Source organism: Erwinia sp. LJJL01 (genome assembly GCF_047300805.2).
GTDB classification, from domain to species: domain Bacteria; phylum Pseudomonadota; class Gammaproteobacteria; order Enterobacterales; family Enterobacteriaceae; genus Erwinia; species Erwinia aphidicola.
The window spans coordinates 3,741,333-3,761,847 of sequence record NZ_CP178576.1; the positions used below are offsets into that span (position 1 = coordinate 3,741,333).

The 20,515-nt window shown below is 60.5% G+C and carries 20 protein-coding genes and 1 riboswitch; of the genes, 9 read left to right on the plus strand and 11 right to left on the minus strand.

Annotated features, from left to right (window positions below; genetic code table 11):
- Positions 1-89: 89 nt before the first annotated feature.
- The 5 genes from ACLI4M_RS18525 to ACLI4M_RS18545 form a co-directional block, all read right to left on the minus strand.
- Entirely contained in the window at positions 90-911 is an 822-nt protein-coding gene (locus ACLI4M_RS18525; RefSeq protein ID WP_133623924.1) for a glycosyltransferase family 8 protein, read from the minus strand.
- A complete protein-coding gene (locus tag ACLI4M_RS18530) occupies positions 908-2,305 on the minus strand; it encodes a D-arabinono-1,4-lactone oxidase (RefSeq protein ID WP_133623923.1) in 1,398 nt (465 codons plus the stop codon). Before ACLI4M_RS18530 ends, ACLI4M_RS18525 begins: the two co-directional genes overlap by 4 nt.
- Positions 2,306-2,446: 141 nt before the next feature.
- Entirely contained in the window at positions 2,447-3,085 is a 639-nt protein-coding gene (locus ACLI4M_RS18535; protein WP_133623922.1) for a TetR family transcriptional regulator, read from the minus strand.
- An 81-nt stretch (positions 3,086-3,166) separates the two neighbouring features.
- Positions 3,167-3,931 (minus strand): hypothetical protein, encoded by a 765-nt coding sequence (locus ACLI4M_RS18540; RefSeq protein ID WP_048915669.1) that lies wholly within the window; start codon positions 3,929-3,931, stop codon positions 3,167-3,169.
- Positions 3,932-4,007: 76 nt separating this feature from the next.
- Positions 4,008-4,835, minus strand: coding sequence for an AraC family transcriptional regulator (locus ACLI4M_RS18545; RefSeq protein WP_133623921.1), 828 nt, complete (start codon positions 4,833-4,835; stop codon positions 4,008-4,010).
- 244 nt (positions 4,836-5,079) lie between these two features.
- Between ACLI4M_RS18545 and ACLI4M_RS18550 the strand changes: the two genes are divergently transcribed.
- From ACLI4M_RS18550 to ACLI4M_RS18575, 6 genes are all read left to right on the plus strand, one after another.
- The gene (locus tag ACLI4M_RS18550) at positions 5,080-6,384 is read left to right on the plus strand and encodes an alpha-glucosidase/alpha-galactosidase (protein ID WP_133623920.1); all 1,305 of its coding nucleotides are present in this window, start codon (positions 5,080-5,082) and stop codon (positions 6,382-6,384) included.
- Between the two features lie 62 nt (positions 6,385-6,446).
- Entirely contained in the window at positions 6,447-7,898 is a 1,452-nt protein-coding gene (gene melB, locus ACLI4M_RS18555) for a melibiose:sodium transporter MelB (protein WP_133623919.1), read from the plus strand.
- 134 nt (positions 7,899-8,032) lie between these two features.
- On the plus strand, positions 8,033-9,547 hold the full coding sequence (locus ACLI4M_RS18560; RefSeq protein ID WP_133623918.1) for an ABC transporter substrate-binding protein: 1,515 nt from the start codon (positions 8,033-8,035) through the stop codon (positions 9,545-9,547).
- Positions 9,544-10,479 (plus strand): ABC transporter permease, encoded by a 936-nt coding sequence (locus ACLI4M_RS18565; protein ID WP_133623917.1) that lies wholly within the window; start codon positions 9,544-9,546, stop codon positions 10,477-10,479. Before ACLI4M_RS18560 ends, ACLI4M_RS18565 begins: the two co-directional genes overlap by 4 nt.
- Positions 10,476-11,276, plus strand: coding sequence for an ABC transporter permease (locus ACLI4M_RS18570; RefSeq protein ID WP_048915675.1), 801 nt, complete (start codon positions 10,476-10,478; stop codon positions 11,274-11,276). Before ACLI4M_RS18565 ends, ACLI4M_RS18570 begins: the two co-directional genes overlap by 4 nt.
- A complete protein-coding gene (locus ACLI4M_RS18575; RefSeq protein WP_133623916.1) occupies positions 11,273-12,658 on the plus strand; it encodes an ABC transporter ATP-binding protein in 1,386 nt (461 codons plus the stop codon). Before ACLI4M_RS18570 ends, ACLI4M_RS18575 begins: the two co-directional genes overlap by 4 nt.
- A 49-nt stretch (positions 12,659-12,707) precedes the next feature.
- On the opposite strand, the gene ACLI4M_RS18580 is transcribed toward ACLI4M_RS18575, so the two are convergent.
- Positions 12,708-13,844, minus strand: coding sequence for an ABC transporter substrate-binding protein (locus ACLI4M_RS18580; RefSeq protein ID WP_133623915.1), 1,137 nt, complete (start codon positions 13,842-13,844; stop codon positions 12,708-12,710).
- Between the two features lie 302 nt (positions 13,845-14,146).
- Between ACLI4M_RS18580 and ACLI4M_RS18585 the strand changes: the two genes are divergently transcribed.
- Positions 14,147-14,311, plus strand: a complete 165-nt coding sequence (locus tag ACLI4M_RS18585; RefSeq protein WP_166643184.1) for a hypothetical protein — start codon at positions 14,147-14,149, stop codon at positions 14,309-14,311.
- A complete protein-coding gene (locus tag ACLI4M_RS18590) occupies positions 14,308-14,778 on the plus strand; it encodes a helix-turn-helix domain-containing protein (protein ID WP_133623914.1) in 471 nt (156 codons plus the stop codon). Before ACLI4M_RS18585 ends, ACLI4M_RS18590 begins: the two co-directional genes overlap by 4 nt.
- Here ACLI4M_RS18590 and ACLI4M_RS18595 read toward each other — a convergent pair.
- From ACLI4M_RS18595 to ACLI4M_RS18615, 5 genes are all read right to left on the minus strand, one after another.
- Positions 14,762-15,976 carry an FAD-dependent oxidoreductase gene (locus tag ACLI4M_RS18595; protein ID WP_133623913.1) on the minus strand — a complete coding sequence of 405 codons (1,215 nt, stop codon included), beginning with the start codon at positions 15,974-15,976 and terminating at the stop codon, positions 14,762-14,764. The two genes, ACLI4M_RS18590 and ACLI4M_RS18595, sit on opposite strands and share 17 nt — an antisense overlap.
- Positions 15,977-16,048: 72 nt before the next feature.
- A complete protein-coding gene (locus tag ACLI4M_RS18600; protein ID WP_133623912.1) occupies positions 16,049-16,978 on the minus strand; it encodes an ABC transporter substrate-binding protein in 930 nt (309 codons plus the stop codon).
- A 22-nt stretch (positions 16,979-17,000) separates the two neighbouring features.
- Entirely contained in the window at positions 17,001-17,768 is a 768-nt protein-coding gene (locus tag ACLI4M_RS18605) for an ABC transporter permease (RefSeq protein ID WP_133623911.1), read from the minus strand.
- Positions 17,765-18,493 carry an ABC transporter ATP-binding protein gene (locus ACLI4M_RS18610; RefSeq protein WP_133623910.1) on the minus strand — a complete coding sequence of 243 codons (729 nt, stop codon included), beginning with the start codon at positions 18,491-18,493 and terminating at the stop codon, positions 17,765-17,767. Before ACLI4M_RS18610 ends, ACLI4M_RS18605 begins: the two co-directional genes overlap by 4 nt.
- On the minus strand, positions 18,490-19,170 hold the full coding sequence (locus tag ACLI4M_RS18615; RefSeq protein ID WP_133625086.1) for a TenA family protein: 681 nt from the start codon (positions 19,168-19,170) through the stop codon (positions 18,490-18,492). The genes ACLI4M_RS18610 and ACLI4M_RS18615 overlap by 4 nt, the downstream gene beginning before the upstream one ends.
- Before the next feature lie 76 nt (positions 19,171-19,246).
- A riboswitch (TPP riboswitch) is annotated at positions 19,247-19,349 on the minus strand.
- A 101-nt stretch (positions 19,350-19,450) separates the two neighbouring features.
- Here ACLI4M_RS18615 and ACLI4M_RS18620 point away from each other — a divergent pair.
- Positions 19,451-20,476: an LLM class flavin-dependent oxidoreductase gene (locus ACLI4M_RS18620; protein WP_133623909.1), complete on the plus strand. Its 1,026-nt coding sequence runs from the start codon at positions 19,451-19,453 to the stop codon at positions 20,474-20,476.
- Positions 20,477-20,515: the final 39 nt, after the last annotated feature.

Below are 20,515 nucleotides of genomic sequence, written 5' to 3' on the forward strand. Positions count from 1 at the left end.
ACGGGTCGACCGAAAAAAAAGGTCGACCCCTACGTGTAAGGCAGCCTGGGTTTTGTAGGGGCGGACCCTCTTTTTCGGTCCGCCCGGCATCAATCGCGCACCCGGTCCCACCATAGCTGATGCAGCTCGTAATAACGGTCGCCCGGCTCGGGCTGTTTATCCCAGGGTTTATCGATGATGTAATGGATATTCTTCACCCGCGCCAGATCCCAGATTTTCGGGTGCTGGTGCGGCAACGTTTTCAGCGCGTTGTAAAGGTAAGGCAGCGGCTGCCAGCGGCCGTGATAAAACTGATTGAGGAAGTCCTGCTCGGCAAACAGAAAACCGGACAGGTCGTCCAGCGCCGCCAGCTGGGCCAGCATCTCGTCAAATACCGCGCGGTCCGGCTTCAGCAGCAGGAAACCGCCATTCAGATAGTTATCCACCTTGTCCAGCTGCTCAACATGGTCCACGCCTTCACACCAGCTGTAGAAGCAGTTTTCCGGCACCCAGTCGGCCGGATAGCTGGCAATACGGTTGGGATTGCAGCGGCAGGCGTGGCACGCCGCGATAGTGTCGGGCGCCAGCGGCTGGGTGAACAGCTCATCCATGTTCTGCGTCACCAGCATATCCGCATCCAGAAACGCCACGCGCTCAAACTCCGTCAGCGTCCACGCCGCCAGCTTGGTCCACACCTCGGCGAAACGCGCGTTGGCATAGCTGTTGGCGAGTGAGGGATTGGGGCTAAGCGGGGCGACATCACGCAGCAGGCAGCCTTGCTGTTCCAGCACCTGACGGGCGGCGGCATCAATATTTTCCGTCACCATCACCACCAGCGGATAGCGGCTCTCCACGGCGCGCAACGATTTCTGCAGCGCCTCTACGCCAACCACATAGCCCGGCTGCGTCAGCAGGGTAACCCATGCCATCATAGTGAATCTCCCTGATCCAGCAGCTGCTGGCTGAATGCATTACTGAATTTGTGCTGCGGGTCCAGCGCTTCACGCACTTCGCGGAATGCGGCCATCTGCGGGTAAATCTCATCCCAGTGATACAGTGATGCATCGAAGTATTTGCCCCAGTGCGGCCTGCCGCCTTCTTCCGCCAGCAGTTTTTCAACTTCACGCAGGAAAGCCACGCCGTCGGCAGAGAGCGAGCCATCTTCCGCGTAATAGACCACAAAGCCAAAGTAGCAGCTGGGCTGCTGCCAGGCGGGGCTGAGCCAGCTCTGCGAGGCGCCGGTACAGCGCAGGATCACCGGGTAGTGCATATGGGGATTGGTGTCGCTGTGCCACTGCTTGATGCGGGCAATCACAGCCGCCGTGCGCGCCAGCGGAATGGCGATCTCCACGTTAATCTGCGGCGTGGCGATGCCGCGACAGAACACCTGATAAACATCGCCGGTCACGTCGGAGAAGTCCTTGAAGCGCGTGACGGTGCGGAACGGTTTGCCGTTATCATCAACGATCTGCGTGTCGTTGCGCATATGTTCCAGCGTCTGGTCAATGGTCTGATTCATCGCGTCGCTGGTCTCTTCCTGCTTCACCAGGTCGCCATGATTCTCACGGTACTGCGCACGCTCTTCATTGGTGGCGCTGCGGGCGGCCCAGACATGAACCTGATTCTCACCGGGGAACCACCAGGCTTTACTCAGCGCGTAGTCGTTGTTCCACGTCAGCAGGTCTTGTTCCAGCGTGTCGGCACTGACGGCATTTTTAAAACAGGTGTAAATCTCACTGGGGCAGGTACGCAGCGTGACCGCCGTGACCACGCCCAGGCTGCCCAGACCCAGCTGCACCGCCGGGAACCACGGGTGCTGACGATCGAAAGTCTGCACGCTGCCGTCGGCCAGCACCATGCGAATACTCAGCGCTTCATCGCCGATGGAGCTCTGCTGTAGCCCCTGGCCGTGGGTGCCGGTAGCCAGCGCACCGGCCAGGGTCTGCGCAGCGATCACGCCGGGGGAGGCGGGCAGCATACGGCCCATCGCAGACAGCAGTTCATAGACCTCATGCAGCGGCGTACCGCCGGCAAAGGTGGCGCTGTCGGCATCGCTGCTAATCAGCCCGCGCAGGGCGGAGGTATCAATCAGGCGGTCGCCGCGCTGCTGCAGCTCCAGCATGCGCCCGGGCGACATACGGCTGCCCATTACGCGCACTTTGCCGGTAGATTTGGCCAGCATCGCCTGCAGCTCACTTTCACTGGCGGGGGTGGCCACGCTGCTGGTGTCGGCAAGGGTGGCATTTTGCGCCCAGTTCCACAGTTTGCTTTCCTGCGGCGATATCTGCGGCTGCCGGCGTGGATAACCAGCGGATTCACGTGTCATTGACGGCTCCTGTTCAGGACAATCACGGTGTGGTGATAAAATGGCGAGGATACTTACTGAGATTAAGCGTAGACGAAAAGCCCCGTTATTGCTGCATAGCGGGGCGAAAAAATTGTACGTTAATTTTATTGTTGTACAGATTTAGCTGGCGGGACGCAGGTAGCGCAGCGTGGCATCAACCACCAGCTTGCGGTTGCGGGTGAGGCTCTGCTCCTCACTTTCGTTACCGCCGAACAGGGTTTTAAACGTGTAGTGGTTGGCAACGTTGTGAAAGCTGATGCTGCTAATCAGGCGGTGAACGTCCACCGTGGTGACGTGCGGGTCAAACTCGCCGCTCTGCTTGCCGCGCTGTAGCACGCTGTCCAGTACCGCCAGCGCGCTCTGGTTCAGCGTAATGATGGTGGCCGACTGGCTAATATAGCGGCCGCGCATCAGGTTTTCGCTGCAGATTAAGCGCATAAAATCCGGGTGGCTGATGTGGTAGTCGAAGCTGGCTTCCGCGAGGCGCGCTATCGCCAGCGAGGGCGTCATCTCGGCCAGATTAAGCCCGGTTTCATGCTGGCGAATTTCCCGGTAGACATGGTGCAGGACATCAACGTACAGCTGCTCTTTATTGCTGAAGTGATACACCACCATGCGCTTGGTGGTTTGCGCGTTTTCGGCGATCTGCTCCATACGTGCCCCCTGCAGGCCAAATTCGGCAAAGGTGGCCAGCGCGCTGGCGAGGATACGTTTTTTTAACCCTTCGGGATCGTTCTTGCGTTTGGCGGGGGCTGGCATAACGGCTAAATATCCATTTAATTTCAGTGGAAACCACCGCCAGATTAACGTCAGCGCGCGCGATTTACAAATCGCGCCGGGTTACATCGCAGAAAACCACGGGTGGGTGCGCTCAATCACGCTGGTCTGATGCTGCCTGATGCGTTTCGCCAGCTTGGCGCTGTCGGGCAGATCGTGGCCGCGCAGCACGGTTTCCGCCGTGGCGCCAAAGGTGATAATGCCGCGGGTGGCAATATCAGCCGCCGCGATATAATCGGTGAGCCGATCCGGATTATCGCGGCTGGCTGCCGCTTTTTCCCGACAGTTGGCCAGCAGTTCCTGCAGCACGCAGTAAAGTTCATGCGTCTCCCCCAGCAGCGCCACGCGGCCGCTGGATTTCTTCAACACCTGCTTCACGCGGGTAAACGCCAGCTGAGTATCCTGGGCGCTGAACAGGGCTTCCAGCGTTTGCTGCCAGCGCTGATAGGTGCGCAGGAACAGGGCGTTTTTCACCAGCGCCGGGCTGGCGTGCTGCCAGTCAAAGCGCTTACTCAGCTTTGCCACCTTGTGCTGAAGCTTGTCGAACTGGCCTTCATCGATCGGCTTTTCTGGCATCAGCGGCGTGAGCTGGTCAATGAACGCCTCGATCTCCGCCTGTGCGTCCGGCGACAGCTTGGGTAGCGTTTTGCGCTGCTGCAACAGCTTCAGCAGGGTGAGATCGTAAAAGGCGGCGCTCACCATTTCACCCGCCAGCAGCGCGCGGTTTACGGCGTGGATCACCTGTTCCGACTGCACGCTGGAGCGCTGTGCCAGCAGGGAGGCGTGCAGTTGACTATAAGCCGGAGAGGGGCTGAGCACTGTATTCATGGTGAGCCTCGCGCTGTCAGGTAGCCCGGCCGATGCCGGAGAGTGCCACAGAGTATGGCAGATTATCACCCGCAGTTCAGTTTGCATGCGCATTGTCGCGGCGCCACTCGGTGGGCGAGCAGTGAAAGTGCTGCTGGAACACTTTGGCAAACTGCATCTGGCTGGCATAACCCAATGAATAAGCGATGATTTTAATCGGCAGGCTGCGATCCATCAGCAGCGAGGTTGCCGCATTCATGCGCAGTAGCAGCAGATACTGTTTCGGACCATAGCCAAACTGTTGCTGAAACAGGCGGCTAAGATAGCTGCGGTCAATATTACAATAATCAGCTACCGCGCCAATGGTGAAGTGATGATGGTGGTGGCGCTCAATAAACTGGATGGCATTATCCAGATGACGGTTGCCGCTGCTGACCTCTTCGCTGGCCGTAATACGTGCATTGGCGATGAGCGCATCGAGAAACAGGCAGGTCATCCCGGCAATACGCAGCGAGTGTACCGGATCGAGCGCCACCAGCTGCTGCAAATACTGCCCCTCCACGCTGGGAAAACGTGCCTCTTTCGGCCGCCAGAGCGGCATGTCCCGCCGTAATCCGCATTTCTCCAGGCTGCGTTGGGCGATCAACCCGTCAAGCTCAATCCACATATACTCCCACGGCTGCTTTTTGTCGGCGGTGTAGGTAGTGATTTCATGCGGATGAATCAGAAACGCTTCTCCTTTTCCGACCGGCCAGCTCTGTTCGCCGCTGTACAACGTGCCGCTGCCTGCTATCACATAATGTAAAAGGTAGTGCTGGCGTACCGCCGGGCCATAGCTGTGCTGACGTGCGCAGACTTCGTGACCGTACTGATAGATATTCAGGCCGAACTGGGCGATATCATCGGGGTGGATATCTTTTTGCATCTTTTTTTCTCATTGAATTTCAGCTGAGTACAGCATGTTTCCGTTCTCATCGTTTCGCCACGTATCAGTTATTGTGACCACCTGTCTGTTTTACCTGGCCGTATAACGCTAATTAGCGAGCCAGATCACAGTTCAATTTCGCGGTCATTTTTCACCATATCAATGTCAAAAAATGACATATCAAGCTTTGCCGTACCTGCCTAAAGTGGGTTCACTTCACCTCACAACTGACAGGAATACAGCAATGAAAATTACGTTTCTCGGTGCGGGCAGTACGGTGTTTGCCAAGAATGTGCTTGGCGATATTCTGGCGACCCCGGCGCTACAGCAGGTTGATATTGCGCTGTACGACATTGATGCCGGGCGGCTGGAGGATTCGTGGCAGATGCTGAATAACCTCAACGCCAATCTCTGCCAGGGGAAAGCGCGCATTGAAAAATTTGTCGGTGCTGAGCAACGGCGCCGGGCGCTGGACGGGGCGCGCTATGTGATCAATGCCATTCAGGTGGGCGGCTACGATCCTTGTACCATCACTGATTTTGAAGTAGCGAAGAAATATGGGCTGCGTCAGACCATCGCCGATACGCTGGGCATTGGCGGCATTTTTCGCGCGCTGCGCACCATTCCGGTGATGCTGGAGTTTGCCCGTGAAATGGAGGAGGTGTGCCCTGACGCCTGGCTGTTCAACTACACCAACCCGATGGCATCGCTGACCGGTGCAATGCTGCAACATACCGGCATTAAGACCGTCGGGCTGTGCCACAGCGTGCAGGTCTGTGCGGAGACGCTGCTGAAGTCGGTGGATATCAGCACCGAGGGGGTGCAGTGGCAAATTGCCGGGATCAACCATATGGCCTGGCTGCTGAATATTACCCGCGATGGCGAAGACCTCTACCCGGAAATTAAGCGCCGCGCCGCCGCGCTCACCCACAAGCACGACGATATGGTGCGCCATGAAATTATGCGGGTGTTCGGCTATTACGTTACCGAATCCTCCGAGCACAATGCGGAATATATGCCGTACTGGATCAAGCGTCATTACCCCGAACTGATCGAACGTTTTAACATTCCTCTCGACGAATACCCGCGCCGCTGCATTGAGCAGATCGACCGCTGGCATCAGCAGCGCGACAGGCTGACGCAAAATGAAAATCTCAGCCACGCGCGCAGCCATGAATATGCCTCATGGATGATTGAAGCGATGGAAACCAACGCGCCGTATAAAATCGGTGGCAACGTGATGAACCACGGGCTAATTACTAACCTGCCGCGTGAAGCCTGCGTGGAGGTGCCTTGCCTGGTGGACGGGCAGGGGATTACTCCGTGCTACATCGGCGACCTGCCGCCGCAGCTGGCGGCGCTAAACCGCACCAACATCAACACCCAGCTGTTAACCATTGAAGCGGCGATTAGCGGCAAAAAAGAGCATATCTATCACGCCGCGCTGCTTGACCCGCACACCTCTGCCGAGCTGTCGATTGATGACACGGTACGCCTGTGCGACGAGCTGATCGCCGCCCATGGCGCCTGGCTGCCAGCCTACCGTTAATCGCCGGAGCGGCCCGGTAAGGGGGCTGCTCTTAACTGCACTATTGATACGGGCCGCAAACGATGAGTGTTTCGCTTAAAACCAAAGTCAGTTACGGACTGGGTGCCTTCGGAAAAGACTTTGCCATCGGCATTATCTATATGTACCTGATGTACTACTACACCGACGTGGTGGGTGTCTCGGTCAGCATGGTGGCTTCGCTGTTTCTGGTGGCGCGCATCCTCGATGCTTTTTTTGACCCGGTCATGGGCTGGATTGTCGAGCGCACCCGCACGCGCTGGGGCAAGTTCAAACCGTGGATTTTGATTGGCACGCTGAGTAACTCGGTGGTGCTGGTATCGGTATTCTGCGCGCACCATTTTGAGGGCGGGGCGCTGATTGCCTGGATCTGGGCCACCTATCTGCTGTGGGGCTTCACTTACACCCTGATGGACGTACCGTTCTGGTCGCTGGTGCCCTGCATTACCCTCGACAAGCGCGAGCGCGAGGCGCTGATCCCGTGGCCGCGCTTCTTTGCCAGCCTCGCCGGGTACACCACCGGGGTGATTGGCCTGCCGCTGGTGAACTATCTGGGGAACGGCAATAAAGGTGAGGGGTTTATGCTGTTCTCGCTGATCCTCGTGGTGTTCTTTATCCTCTCGGCCATCATTACGCTGCGCAATATCGAAGAGAAATACTCCTCCTCGGCGCTGCCAAATGCGCCGGAGCAGACCACCATCAAAGCGGTGCTTGGCATGATTTTCCGCAACCGCCCGCTGTTTGCCCTGCTGCTGATGGCGCTGGCGTGGAATCTCGCGCACAACATCATCACCGCGTTTGCCATCTATTACTTTACCTATGTGGTGGGCAAGGCCGAGCTGTTCCCGTGGTACATGATGTACGCCGGGATAGCTAGCCTGATCACCATTCTCTGCTTCCCGAAGCTGGTGGCACGCTTCTCACGGCGGGCTATCTGGATCAGCGCATCAGTGCTGCCGGTGCTCAGCTGCGTGCTGCTGCTGTTTGTCGGGCTGTATGCGCCGCAGAGCGCCACGCTGATCTCGCTATCGGGGATCCTGGTGAATATTGGCAGTGGCTTCTTCTGGGTGATGCTGGTGATCATGGTGGCGGACACCGTGGATTATGGCGATTACGCGCTCGGCGTGCGCATTGAGAGTATCGCCTTCTCGGTGCAGACCATGGTGGTGAAAGCCGGGGCGGCCTTTGCCGGGCTGCTGATTGGCGTGATGCTGGGCCTGGTGGGCTATGTGCCCGGCGTGCAGCAGTCCGCCAGCACCATTATGGGCATGCAGGGCATTATGGTTGGCCTGCCGCTGCTGTTCTTCGTTCTCACCCTGTGGATCTACCTGCGTCACTACAAGCTGGACGGTGAGATCCTTCATCAGATGCAGCGCGCGCTGCAGCTGAAATATCATCCTCAAGCGGGGGAGAGGAGCAAGGTCGCGCCGATGCCGCTGCCGGAAAGCGAACCGCAGTTCAGCGTACGTCAGGCCGCCGACCCGCGCGGCTCCTGAAGCGGTATCCGCATTAAATAAGCGGAAATGTAAGCGCTGATTGCTAATTGTAATGTTATAAAGTAACAGTTATCATCCGCAGCGCGGGCGTAAGCCTGCGCTGTTCCATTTTCTGGATAAAGGACTGATACCTGATGCGCATTTCTGTTTTCTCCCCGCTGCTGGCGCTAATGCTGAGTGCCGCCGCCATCGCCGCACCTGAGCGCGTGGCCTCGCTGGTCGCACCGTTCGAAATCAAAGGCACTGACCCGACGCTCTCCGGCGATATCTTCTTAAAAATGTCGATTGTTGAAACCCTGGTCAATGCTGACTCTGCCGGGCAGCCACTGCCCGGCCTGGCAACCCGCTGGACGGTTGCCGACGATGGCCTGCTGTGGCGCTTTACCCTACGGCCGGGGGTGAAGTTTCACGACGGCAGCCCGCTGACCGCCGCCAGCGTGGTGAATGCGCTGGAGGTGGCGCGCAGCAAGCCGGGCCTGCTGGATAAAGCGCCGATTACGGCGATCCGCGCCGAGGGCGAGCAGGTCGTGATTGCCCTGAGCCAGCCATTTACCCCGCTGCTGAGCATGCTGGCGGAAAACCGCGCGCAGATCCTCGCGCCGGCTTCCTATGATGCACAGCACAAAGTTGTGCAGGTAATCGGCAGCGGGCCGTACCGCCTGACCTCTCTGCAGGCGCCGCAGAAACTCAGCGTGGCGCGCTTTAGCGGCTACTGGGGGGCGCAGCCTGCCATTGCTGAAGCCAGCTATATGGCGGTGGGGCGGGCAGAAACGCGCGCGCTGCTGGCGGAGAGCGGCAGTGCCGATATGGTGCTGAATCTCGATCCGGCCAGCCGCAGCCGCCTGAAAAACAGTGCCAAAATTCAGCTGCTGGCGGTGTCGATCCCCCGCAGCGTGCTGCTGAAGGTGAATGCCGGCAACCCGCTGCTGAGCGAGGTGCGCGTGCGGCAGGCGCTGAGCCTCGCCATTGACCGTGCCGCGATTGCCCGTGCCATCCTGCGCTACCCGGCCGCCGCCGGGCAGCTGTTCCCGCCGTCTGTCACGCAGTGGCACAACGCCAGCCTGATGCCGCTGGCGTGCGATCCCGCGCGGGCCCAGGCGCTGTTAAGCCAGCTGGGCTGGCAGCCGGGAGCCGATGGCGTGCTGCAGCGCGACGGCAAACCGTTCACGCTGACGCTCACGACCTATCCCGACCGCCCGGAGCTGCCGCTGATCGCCGCCGCGATTCAGCAGCAGCTGCGAGAAATCGGTCTACAGGTGGCGATCAACGCCACCAACTCCGGGGAGATCGCGGCGAAGCACCATGACGGCTCGCTGGAACTGGCGCTGGTGGCGCGCAACTTTGCGCTGACCCCCGATCCGCTCGGCACGCTGCTGCAGGACTACCCGCCGCAGGGCGGCGACTGGGGCGCGATGAACTGGAGCAACGCCACCTTTAATCAGACGCTGGCCGATCTGGTACAGGGGCGTGACCCGGCACGGGCAGCGGCCGAACGCCAGCAGCTGACGCGCATTCTGCACAGCGAGCTGCCGACCATTCCGGTGGCGTGGTATCAGCAGACCGCCGCGGTCTCCACCCGCCTGAGCGGCGCGGCGCTGGATCCGTTCGAGCGCAGCTTCGGGCTGGAGAAAATGAGGTGGGCTGAATGATGCGTATGCTGGGCTATCGCCTGTTACAGGCCGGCTTTGTTGCCCTGCTGGTGGGCGGCCTGACGTTTGTGCTGATGCGCTCGCTGCCGGGTGATATGGCTTACCGCATCGCCGCCGGGCGCTACGGCTACGACCGCGTTGATGCCGCCGCTGCCCGCGCGGTGCAGCAGGAGCTGGGGCTGGATCGCCCTGCCTGGCAGGCACTGGTCGACTGGTTTATCCAGCTGCTGCATTTTAATCCCGGCAATTCGCTGGTCTCCGGCGAGCCGGTGATGGCCGAGATTGGTCATCAGCTGGGGCAGACCCTGCTGCTGGCGGCCGTGGCGCTGGTGATGTCGCTGCTGCTCGGGCCGCCGCTTGGTATCTTTGCCGCACTCAATCCGGGGGGCAGGCTGGATCGTCTGCTGCTGGCGCTCTCCACCATCCTGCGCGCGCTGCCGCACTTCGTGCTGGGGCTGATTCTGGTGCTGATTTTTGCCCTGACGCTCGGGCTGCTGCCCGCTGCCGGATACGGTGACGTGCAGCATGTGCTGCTGCCCGCTTTAACGCTGGCGCTTGGGCTGGCGGCGGTGTCGAGCCGCGTGGCGCGCAACGCCATGCGTCAGGTCGCTGGCTCGGCCTGGTACAGCTTTGGCCGCACCAAAGGGCTGAAGGAGGGCATGCTGTTCTGGCGTCACGGCCTGCGCAACGTCAGCGTGCCGCTGGTGACTTATCTCAGCGTGCAGTTTATCTATCTGATTGAGGGCGTGATTGTGGTGGAAACCCTGTTTGCCTGGCCGGGGATTGGTCATGCACTGGTGCATGCCATTTTTGCCCGCGATGTGCCAATGATCCAGGGCAGCGCGCTGGTGATGGGGCTGCTGTTTGTCCTGCTTAACGCGGCCAGCGACGCGCTGTGCTGGTGGCTCGACCCACGGAGGAAAACCGCATGATGAAGCTGTTACGCCGCACTTCGGGCGCACAGCGCACCGGGGCCGGACTGCTGGCACTGCTGCTTATTTTCGCCTTTGTACTGCCGCTGCTCTGGCCGCAGGACCCGCTACGCCAGAAGCTGACGCTGGCCCTGCAGTGGCCGACTTTTGACGCACCGCTCGGATATGACCATCTGGGCCGTTCGCTGTTTGCCCGCCTGACGGCGGCGATCCGCCTGTCGCTCGGGCTGGCGCTGGTGAGCGTGCTGAGTGCGATGCTCCCCGGCGTGCTGCTGGGGGTGCTGGCCGCCTGGCGCGGCGGCATCGTCGAGCGCAGCGTGTCGCTGCTGGCCGATGCCTTTCTGGCGCTGCCGGGGCTGCTGCTGGTGCTGCTGCTGACGGCCGTGGTGCCGGACTCCGCGGTGATGCTGTACGTCGGCATTTCGCTGCTGCTGTGGGTGGAGTATTTCCGCATCAGCCGCGCCATTGCCCGCCCGCTGTTGAGCTCTCCGGCGGTACAGGCCTCCCGCCTGCTGGGTTTTGGTCCCTGGCTGATTTTCCGTCGTCACCTGTGGCCGGAGATGGCCCCGGTGGTGCTGACCGTCGCCGCTTTTGGCGCGGCCAGCGCGGTGATGGCTATTGCCGCGCTGGGTTTTGTCAGCGTCGGCGTGCGTCCTCCCACGCCTGAACTCGGGCTGATGATGACCGAACTGTTGCCATATTACCAGGAAGCCCCCTATGCGCTGCTGCAGCCGGTAATGGTGGTGTTCCTGCTGGTGTTAAGCCTGCTGCTGCTGGCAGGGAAGGAGAAAGCATGATGCTGATGGAAGTAAAACAGGCCGCGGTCAGCGGCGGCGATCTCGCCGTGCTGCCTGTCTCGTTCAGCCTGGCCGCCGGGCAGCCGTTCACGCTGCTGGGGGAGACCGGGTCGGGCAAGAGCCTGCTGGCGCAGGCGGTGACCGGCCTGCTGCCGCGCGAGTTCACCGCCAGCGGAACGCTGCATTTTGAGGGTCAGCAGCTGCCGCTCGCCAGCCGCCCGGCGCGCGCGCTGTGGGGGCATACGCTCGGCATTCTGCCGCAGGAGCCGTGGCTGGCGCTCGACCCGACCATGCGCGCCGGTGAGCAGGTGGCGGAGAGCTATCGCCTGGTGCGCGCCATGAGCAAAACACGGGCGCGCCAGGCGGCACAGGCGGATTTGGCGGCGCTGGGTGTGGCGCATGCGGCCGACCGCCTGCCGCAGGCGCTGTCCGGAGGCATGGCCCAGCGGGTAGCCTTTGCCGCTGCCCGTGCCGGGGGCGCAAAGATTATCGTCGCCGATGAGCCGACCAAAGGGCTCGACGTGGCGCGGCGCGATGAGGTGATTGCGCTGCTGCTGGCGGAGGTTAACGCGGGCGGCGCCCTGTTGACGGTGACGCACGATATCGAACTGGCGCGGCAAATCGGTGGCGACGTGGCGGTAATGCTTAAAGGCGAGATCGTCGAGCGCGGCAGCGCACAGCAGGTGCTGAGCGCGCCACAGCACCCTTATACGCAGGCACTGCTGGCGGCGGACCCGTCACGCTGGGCGCCACGGCAGAGCGCTGAGCATCTGGGCAAAGTGGTGCTGGAGGCGCGCAATCTCAGCAAAAGCCGCGCCGGGCGTCAGCTGTTCAGCGGCCAGTCGCTGTGCATCCACGCCGGAGAGGTTATCGGCATCACCGGGCCCAGCGGCTGCGGCAAAAGCAGCTTCGGCGATATCCTGCTTGACCTGCTGAGCGCCGACAGTGGAGAGGTGCTGCGCGATGCCACGCTGGCTGCGGTGAAGTATCAGAAAATCTTTCAGGATCCGCCATCCGCTTTTGCGCCGCGCGTGACGCTGCGCCAGGCGCTGATGGATGTGGTGAAACTCCACGGGCTGGATGAAGGGCGGATTGCGCCGCTGATGCAGCGGCTAAAGCTGCGCCCGGCGCTGCTGCACCGCTATCCCGGGGAGATCTCAGGCGGGGAGCTGCAGCGTTTTGCCCTGCTGCGCGCGCTGCTGCCTGAACCGGTATTTTTGTTCGCCGATGAGCCGACTTCACGCCTCGATCTGCTCACCCAGCAGCAGACCATTGAACTGCTGGTGGAGGTCGCAACGGAACAGAACTGCGCGCTGCTGGTGGTCAGCCACGACGAGGCGCTGATTGAGCATATCAGCCACCGCCGCATACGGCTGGGGTAGAGAGGAGGTCACCATTAAAAAGGGCCAGGTATTTACCTGGCCGGTCCGTTTACTGCTCAGGGTGATATTCGAGATTGATCGGCTCATCCGGCAGTTTGGTGAAGTTGCGGATTATGGTGTGATAATCCGCCGTGGGATTGACGTCCTTAAACTGCTGCGGATAGAAGTCCTTCGCCAGCATTTCCATGCCGATAATATTGTACGGATGGTTGTAGAAGTGGTGATAGACCGCCGCGACCTTGCCCGCTTTCACCGCCGGAATATCCTTCACGCCGGTGCGATTGCGCAGGTGGTCAAAGCTGGCTTTGATCTCGCTGACGTCGGTGTTGTAGCCCAGTGGGATCACCGCGTTACCTTTGCCGCCGCGCTTTGAGCCGCTCATCACGTAGTAATCGGGGTTCATGCTGATCACCTTCTCAACGGCTACCGTGCCGCTGGTGCCGGGCAGCAGCTCAGAACCGATGTTTTTCGCGCCGGTTGCCTCAATCAGGCCGCCCCAGCCGTTGTGACCGTGAGTAAAGCAGCAGGACTCGCCGCCGCCGCCCACGCCAGCGATGGGCTCAACGAACACGGTCGGCTTAGGGGTAACATCTTTCACCGCGGCCTGCATGGCGCTCAGCTTGTGCTGATACCAGTCGGTGTAGGCTTTGGCGTTGGCTTCCTTGTTCAGCACCTGGCCGAGCAGAGTGACGCTGGCGGCAGTGTGCTCAACCGGGTGCAGTTCATCATCCACGAATAGCACCGGGATGTTCAGGGCGCTGAGCTGGGCCAGCACGCCGGTCTGCTTCAGGGCGGGTTTGGCGCGCAGCTGGGCAATCATCAGGTCCGGCTGCTTAGCGATCACCGTTTCAAGATTCACTTCGCCCTGGTCAGAGAAGCCCATGTCGAGGATCTCCTGCGCCTGCGGCCACTTCTGCTTCAGCATATTCCAGCTGCCGGTATCCTGCTTTTTCATCAGGTTGTTCCACGCCACCACGCGCTGGAACGGATTATCACGGTCCAGCAGCGCCAGGCTGAGGATCTCACGGCCATCCTGCAAAATGACGCGCTTTGGCTCCTGCTTAATGACCACTTTCTGCCCGTCCATATCGGTGACGGTCAGCGGGTAAGTCGTAGCAAAAGCCAGCGAGGGCAGGGTGCAGAGTAGCAGGGCAGGTACAGCGCCTATCTTGGAGCGGATTTTCATGGTGATACGGTCCCGTATGAAATGAGATGATAATCGTTATCATTTTTATTCAGCGCATCTTAAACCAAAGTTCAAGGCGTTTCGAGGCATCAACAATATTCTGTTACCGGGTTTCACAATTGGTTTCTGAGTTGCGTGCCGCTTTCCAAAATCGCCCCAACAATCTGATTTTAAAATCCAGCTCAATTACCCTTATCCGCATCTCAGGCAATCAGGCCTGGAACGTGGGTTTAGCAACGCGTGCTTAACGAAATTTCAGGGATTGTGAATATCGCAATTTGCGATAATATCAGGAGGCAGCAATGAGAGTGATCACGGCACGAGCCATCGTTGAGGCAATGAAAAAGTATGGGCAGTGGAAGGCAGGTCTGAAGCTCTGGCTGGATGTGTTCAACACCCCTTCCTTACGCTTCGAGTCTTTACTTCAGCTGCGCGCGACCAGACCCGCTCAAAGAGGTAAATCATGAGAACAATGACGTTAAACGCCAGCCAGCTTGATGGCCTGATCGCCAGCCTGCCGCTGCTGCTGCAAACCGCTGCCGCACAGCTGGAGCCGCTGTCGGTACTCTTACGCGCCTGCACGCTGCCGGTTGAGAACGAAGCGGATTTACAGGGGCGGATGGCGCTGATTGATGAACTGTACTCGCACGCCAGTGACGTAGAGCACTTTGCCGCTCAGTGCGCCGAACGGGTCAGCGACCGGGTGTACGAGTATGAGATGAAGCAGCTGCAGGTTCCCAATGTTACGCCCGGCGAAGCGCTCTCAATGCTGATGAAAGCACGCAAAATCCGCCAGGCTGACCTGCGCCAGATTGCCACGCAGAGCGTTATTTCAGAGGTGATCCACGGCAAACGATCTCTCACCGTTGAGCAGATCAAAGCACTGGCAAGATTCTTCCGCGTGCCGCTGGAAACCTTTATGGGGCAGCCCTGAAGCGGCGCGGTTTTTCACGGCGGAACCCCAGCCCGATGATCCAGCCAAACACGTAGGGCAGAAACGGGTAGCGTCTAATGATGCGCGGCAGCGGACTGGTTTGCCCCGCCGGGCGCTGCTTGCCGCTCATTTTTATCTGGATAAACTGCGTGGCGCTGGTTGGGAACTGACGGCGTTTTTGCACCTTATTGAGCTGGCGCAGGCTGACGCTGCCTTTTAGCAGGCTGGCGGTAAGCAGCCTGGCGCTGGCGACCGCGTCCTGAATCGCCAGGTTGACGCCGACCCCACCGATTGGCGACATCGCATGGGCGGCGTCGCCGATGCACAGCAGGCCCGGTTTGGCCCAGCTGTCCAGCCGGTCAATGCGAATGTCGAGCAGCCTGAACTGCTGCCAGTCGGTCAGATCGGACATTCGCGTGATGGGGAAGGGCGCGACGTCGGCAATCTGCTGCTTAAACGGCTCCAGACCGTTCTCCCGGATGGCAGCAAATTGCCCTTTGGTAATCGAGTAGCCGCACTGCCAGAAGCTGCCGCGATCGAGCATGATAAAGTTCTGTCGCGGCCCCTTGTGGCCGGTATTCCACTCCGGATCGTCCTCACGTTTATCAAGCTGGAACCACAGCACGTCGCGCGGTGAGCCGAACGATCGTCCGCTCAGGCCAGCCTGCTGCCGCACCGCAGAGTGCCGCCCGTCACAGCCCACCACCAGCTGCGCGCGAATTTCCAGCTTGCCGTCAGGTCCGCTGGCCGTGACGCCGCGCACGACGCCGTCCTCAGTGATTAATTCCTCAAGGGCGGTCGACTGGCGCAGCTGGAAGCCGGGCAGGGCAGAAGCTTTGCCGGCAAGAAAATTCAGAAAGTCCCACTGCGGCATAAACGCCATAAAACGGCACTTCACCGGCAGGCGGGTGAAATTCGCCAGCGTGACCTCTTCGCCGCCCAGCTCCGCCTGCAGGCGCGGCACGCGCTGGTGCGGCAGGCTCAGCAGCTGGTCCAGCAGGCCAAGGTGGTGCATGATTTGCAGCGTGGAGGGGTGGATAGTGTCACCGCGAAAATCACGCAAAAAATCCGCGTGCTTCTCAATCACTACCACCTGCACACCGGCACGCGCCAGCAGATAGCCGAGCATCAACCCGGCCGGGCCGCCGCCGACGATGCAGCAGTCGGTGGTTAATCGTTCAGGTGCCAAAGAGTGCATGAAAACCTCGCGCCAAAAAAACAGATGATAATAATTATCATTATCTGACCGTTTGCGCCAGCGCGGGAGGAATTAATGCACCTCGACCGCGTACTTTTCCACCGGGGTGATCTTCTTGATTAGCTGGTTATCAAACAGGAACTGCTCGTAGGCCTGATAGCGCTGGTCGTCGAGCTGCGCCGGATTTTTGGCAAACAGCGGCAGCGTTTTCTGCCATGCAACGTGGTTCAGCTCGGTGTTCAGTTCGGGATGCGCTTTGGCAAACGCCTGCCAGCTCTCTTCCGGATGCGCCAGCAGGTAGTCGGTGCCTTTCTGCAGCGCGGCGAGGAATTTCTTCACCTTCGGCGCATTCACCGCGTCGCGATTGGCAACAATCACCAGCTCGTCATAGGCCGGAACGCCATAATCCTCAACGTTAAACACCACCGGATTTTTCCCCTGTAGCCTCAGCTCCTGCGCTTCAATATTGCGGTAGCCGCCAATCACCGCATCCACCTGGCCTGCCAGCAGCGCGCTGGTCAGCTGGAAGTTGACATTAATCAGCTTAATGTCCTGCGGATTAACGTTTTCATGCTTCAGCATAGTACCTAGCGTTGCCTGCTCTATGCCGCTGACCGAGTAGCCGATCTTCTTGCCTTTCAGCCCGGCGGGCGAGGTGATGCTTTTATCCAGTGTCATCACCGTGTTCAGCGGTGAGTCGATCAGCGTGCCGACGCGCACCAGCGGCAGGCCTTCATCGGCAAAGAAGTGTAATTGCGGCTGATAGGTGATGGCGAGATCGGCCTGTTTAGCCGCCACCAGGCGCGGCGGCAGTGACGGATCCGAAGGCGGGACGATCTTCACGTCCAGCCCCTCCGCTTTAAATGCGCCAATCTGTTCGGCCACCATAATCGGCGCGTGATCGGGGTTAATGTACCAGTCGAGGATCAGCGTCAGCTTTTCAGTAGCCTGGGCGCTGCACGCGGCGCCCAGCAGCAGTGCACAGAGGGTTTTTTTGAACATGGTTATGACCTTTTATAGTGTGTTAGTGGTTTTCAGGTGCCCAGTTAACCAGGCGCTGCAGCAGCGCATCGACCGCCAGCCACAGCAGAACCGTCATCAGGACCAGGATAAACAGCGCGGCAAAGCACTGAGCGGTCTGCATGCGGGCATTGGCATTCAGCATCACGTAGCCCAGTCCTTCGGCGGAACCGACCCACTCACCGATAATGGCACCGATAGGGGCTACCGCCGCGGCCATGCGCAGGCCGGAAGCGAACGCGGGCAGCGCGGCCATCAGGCGGATGTGGCGCAGCTGCGCCCAGCGTGAAGCGCCCATGGTGCGGGCCAGGTCGAGCCAGTCACGGTTAACGCGCCGCAGCCCGTCATAAAATGCAGAGGTGACCGGGAAGAAGATCACCAGTACCGCCATCGCCACCTTGGCGCTGATGCCGAAGCCGAACCACAGCACCAGCAGCGGAGCAAGCGCAAAGACCGGGATTGCCTGGCTGGTCAGCACCAGCGGCATCATCCAGCGCTGTAAACGCGGCGAGAAGGTCATCGCCAGCGCCAGCAGTGAACCGAGTAGTACGCCGATCGCCAGCCCGCTGAGCACTTCCGACGCGGTGATCAGGCTGTGCCAGGCCAGAAACGCCCGGTCATCCCACAGCGCCCTCGCCACCGCAACCGGCGACGGCAGCAGAAAGGCCGGGATATCGGTCAGCGTCGCCAGCCACCACAGCACCATCAGCCCGGCGAAGATCGCCAGCCCGCGCAGGCTGCGGGCGCGTTTTCCTGTGCAGTGCATCATCATCCTGCCGCCCTCAGCAGCTGTTGCAGCAGTTCACCCTGGCTTTTCAGCAGGTCAGGATCGTCCGGCGCGCGCGGTGGCTGCCCACCGATGGCGTGGCCGTCATCAATTCCCGCCGGGTAGCCGGAGAGGACCAGCAGCTGGTGGCTGAGGCGACAGGCTTCCATCGGGTCGTGAGTGATCAGCAGTACGGTATGGTCGCTGAGCAGGTCGGCGGCCAGCGTCTGGATCCTGGCACGCGTCAGGGTGTCCAGCGCTGAAAACGGTTCATCCATCAGCACTACCGGGCGCCGCTCGTACAGCGTGCGGGCAATCGCCGCGCGCTGGCGCATGCCGCCGGAGAGCGCCGCCGGACGCTCGGTTGCCTGCTCAGCCAGCCCGACCCGCTCCAGCAGATGCTGCGCCCAGGGCAGGTCGGCTTTTTCGCCGCGCAGGCGCGCGCCGAGCGTGATGTTGTCTATCACCGACAGCCACGGAAGCAGCAGATCCTTCTGGCCCATATACGCAATGCGCCCCGCCAGCGGCAGGCCATCGCTGCCGCACACCTGGCCCGCATCGGCGGTAGCCAGACCGGCGATGACCTTCAGCAGGCTGGTTTTGCCACAGCCGCTGGCGCCCAGCAGCGCCGCAAAGCTGCCGCCTTTGATGTCAAAATTGAGGTGTTGAAAGATAGTGCGCCGGCCAAAACTCAGGCTGAGGTCGCGCACGGCAATACCAGGGGGCATCATGGTGCGGGCACCGCATTCAGCCCCATCTGCCAGAAGGCCGCTTCCAGCCGGGTGGCGGTGGTGAAGATCTCGCTGAGGCTGGCGATGCGGCTCTCTGCTGCGCGCTGCTGACCCACCGTTTCCAGCAGCCCAATCGCCGCCTGCACGCCGCAAAGATAATCGGCATCGCCGTAGTTACGGATCCACGAGGCATACGGGCTGCCGTCGAGCCGGGTTTGCGGGTCGTTGAGCAGGCGCAGGCCGATTTCGGCATAGCCCGCCACGCAGGGTAGCAGAGCGGCCAGCAGCTCCAGCGCATCGCCGGAGTGGCCGATATCCAGCACGTAGCGGGTGTAGTTCATGGTCTCCGCCGCTTCCGGCTCGGCTGCCATCTGTGCTTCACTCAGCCCCCAGCTTGCGCAGTAGCCAACGTGCAGCGGCAGTTCATTGACGATAGCGTTGAGTGAGGCGGTGGCGGCGCGCATTTCCGGCAGGGTACGCAGCTTGGAAACCAGCAGGGCATAGGCGCGGGCAAAGTGGATCAGGAACAGATAGTCCTGGGTCAGGTAACGACGAAACGCAACGTCGGGCAGGGTAGCGTCAGCCAGCTGCTGCAAAAACGGGTGATCGACGTAGTGGTGCCATTCAGGGCCCGCCTGCTGGCGTAAACGGCCGTACAAACCCTGGCTGAAATCGATGTGGGAAACGGGGTGAGACACGGGACCTCCATAAATTCAGTGGAGATCCGGGCACGCAGAGGTATGAACAGGCACATGATCGATGCCAACCCGTCCCTTCGCTGGCATGACCCAGATCAGGTTCAAAGGGTTCGGCTTACGCCATCTCAGCCCATTACAGGACACCCCTCGGAGCAGCCTGTTATACGATATTTCATTTTTGATTACAATCCTTGCTTAGTCAGGCACGGCGAGTTAGGAATAGTATTATCTCCACGCAATTTCCACTCAGGAAAACCTTATGAAAAGTATTGGATTTCTGTCGTTTGGTCACTGGACACCTTCGCCGCAGTCCGGCACGCGTTCTGCTGCCGACGCGCTGTTGCAATCCATCGATCTGGCGGTCGCGGCCGAAGAGCTGGGCGCGGACGGCGCTTACTTTCGCGTGCATCACTTCGCCCGCCAGCTCAGCTCTCCGTTCCCGCTGCTGGCCGCCGTGGGCGCCAAAACCCGCCGTATTGAGATCGGCACGGGCGTCATCGATATGCGCTATGAGAACCCGCTGTACATGGCTGAAGATGCCGGTTCCGCCGATCTGATCTCCGGCGGGCGCCTGCAGCTCGGCATCAGCCGCGGTTCGCCGGAGCAGGTGATCGACGGCTGGCGCTATTTCGGCTATCAGCCCGCCGAAGGTGAGAACGAGTCGGATATGGCGCGTCATCACACCGAAGTGCTGCTCGACGTGCTGCGCGGCGAAGGCTTCGCTAAGCCGAACCCGCAGCCGATGTTCCCTAATCCACCGGGCATGCTGCGCGTGGAGCCTTACTCGGAAGGGCTGCGCGAGCGTATCTGGTGGGGCGCAGGCTCCAATGCCACGGCGGTGTGGGCGGCGAAGCTGGGAATGAACCTGCAAAGCTCAACGCTGAAGGATGATGAAACCGGCGAGCCGTTCCATATTCAGCAGGCGAAGCAGATCCGCGCCTACCGTGAAGCCTGGAAAGCGGCCGGACACGCCCGCACGCCGCGCGTCTCCGTTAGCCGCAGTATTTTCGCGCTGGTGAATCAGCAGGACCGTATGTACTTCGGCAACAGCGGTAAGGACGCGGATCAGGTCGGCTACCTCGACGAGAAAACCCGCGCCATTTTTGGCCGCAGCTACGCCGCCGAGCCGGATGTGCTGATTAAACAGCTGGCAGAGGATGAAGCGATTGCCGAAGCCGACACGCTGCTGCTGACCGTTCCGAATCAGCTGGGCGTGGATTACTGCGCGCACACCATCGAGGCGATACTGAAGCACGTTGCTCCAGGGCTGGGCTGGCGAAAATAGTCAGAACGGATAAAGATGCCAGGTCTCTTCAATCCCCTG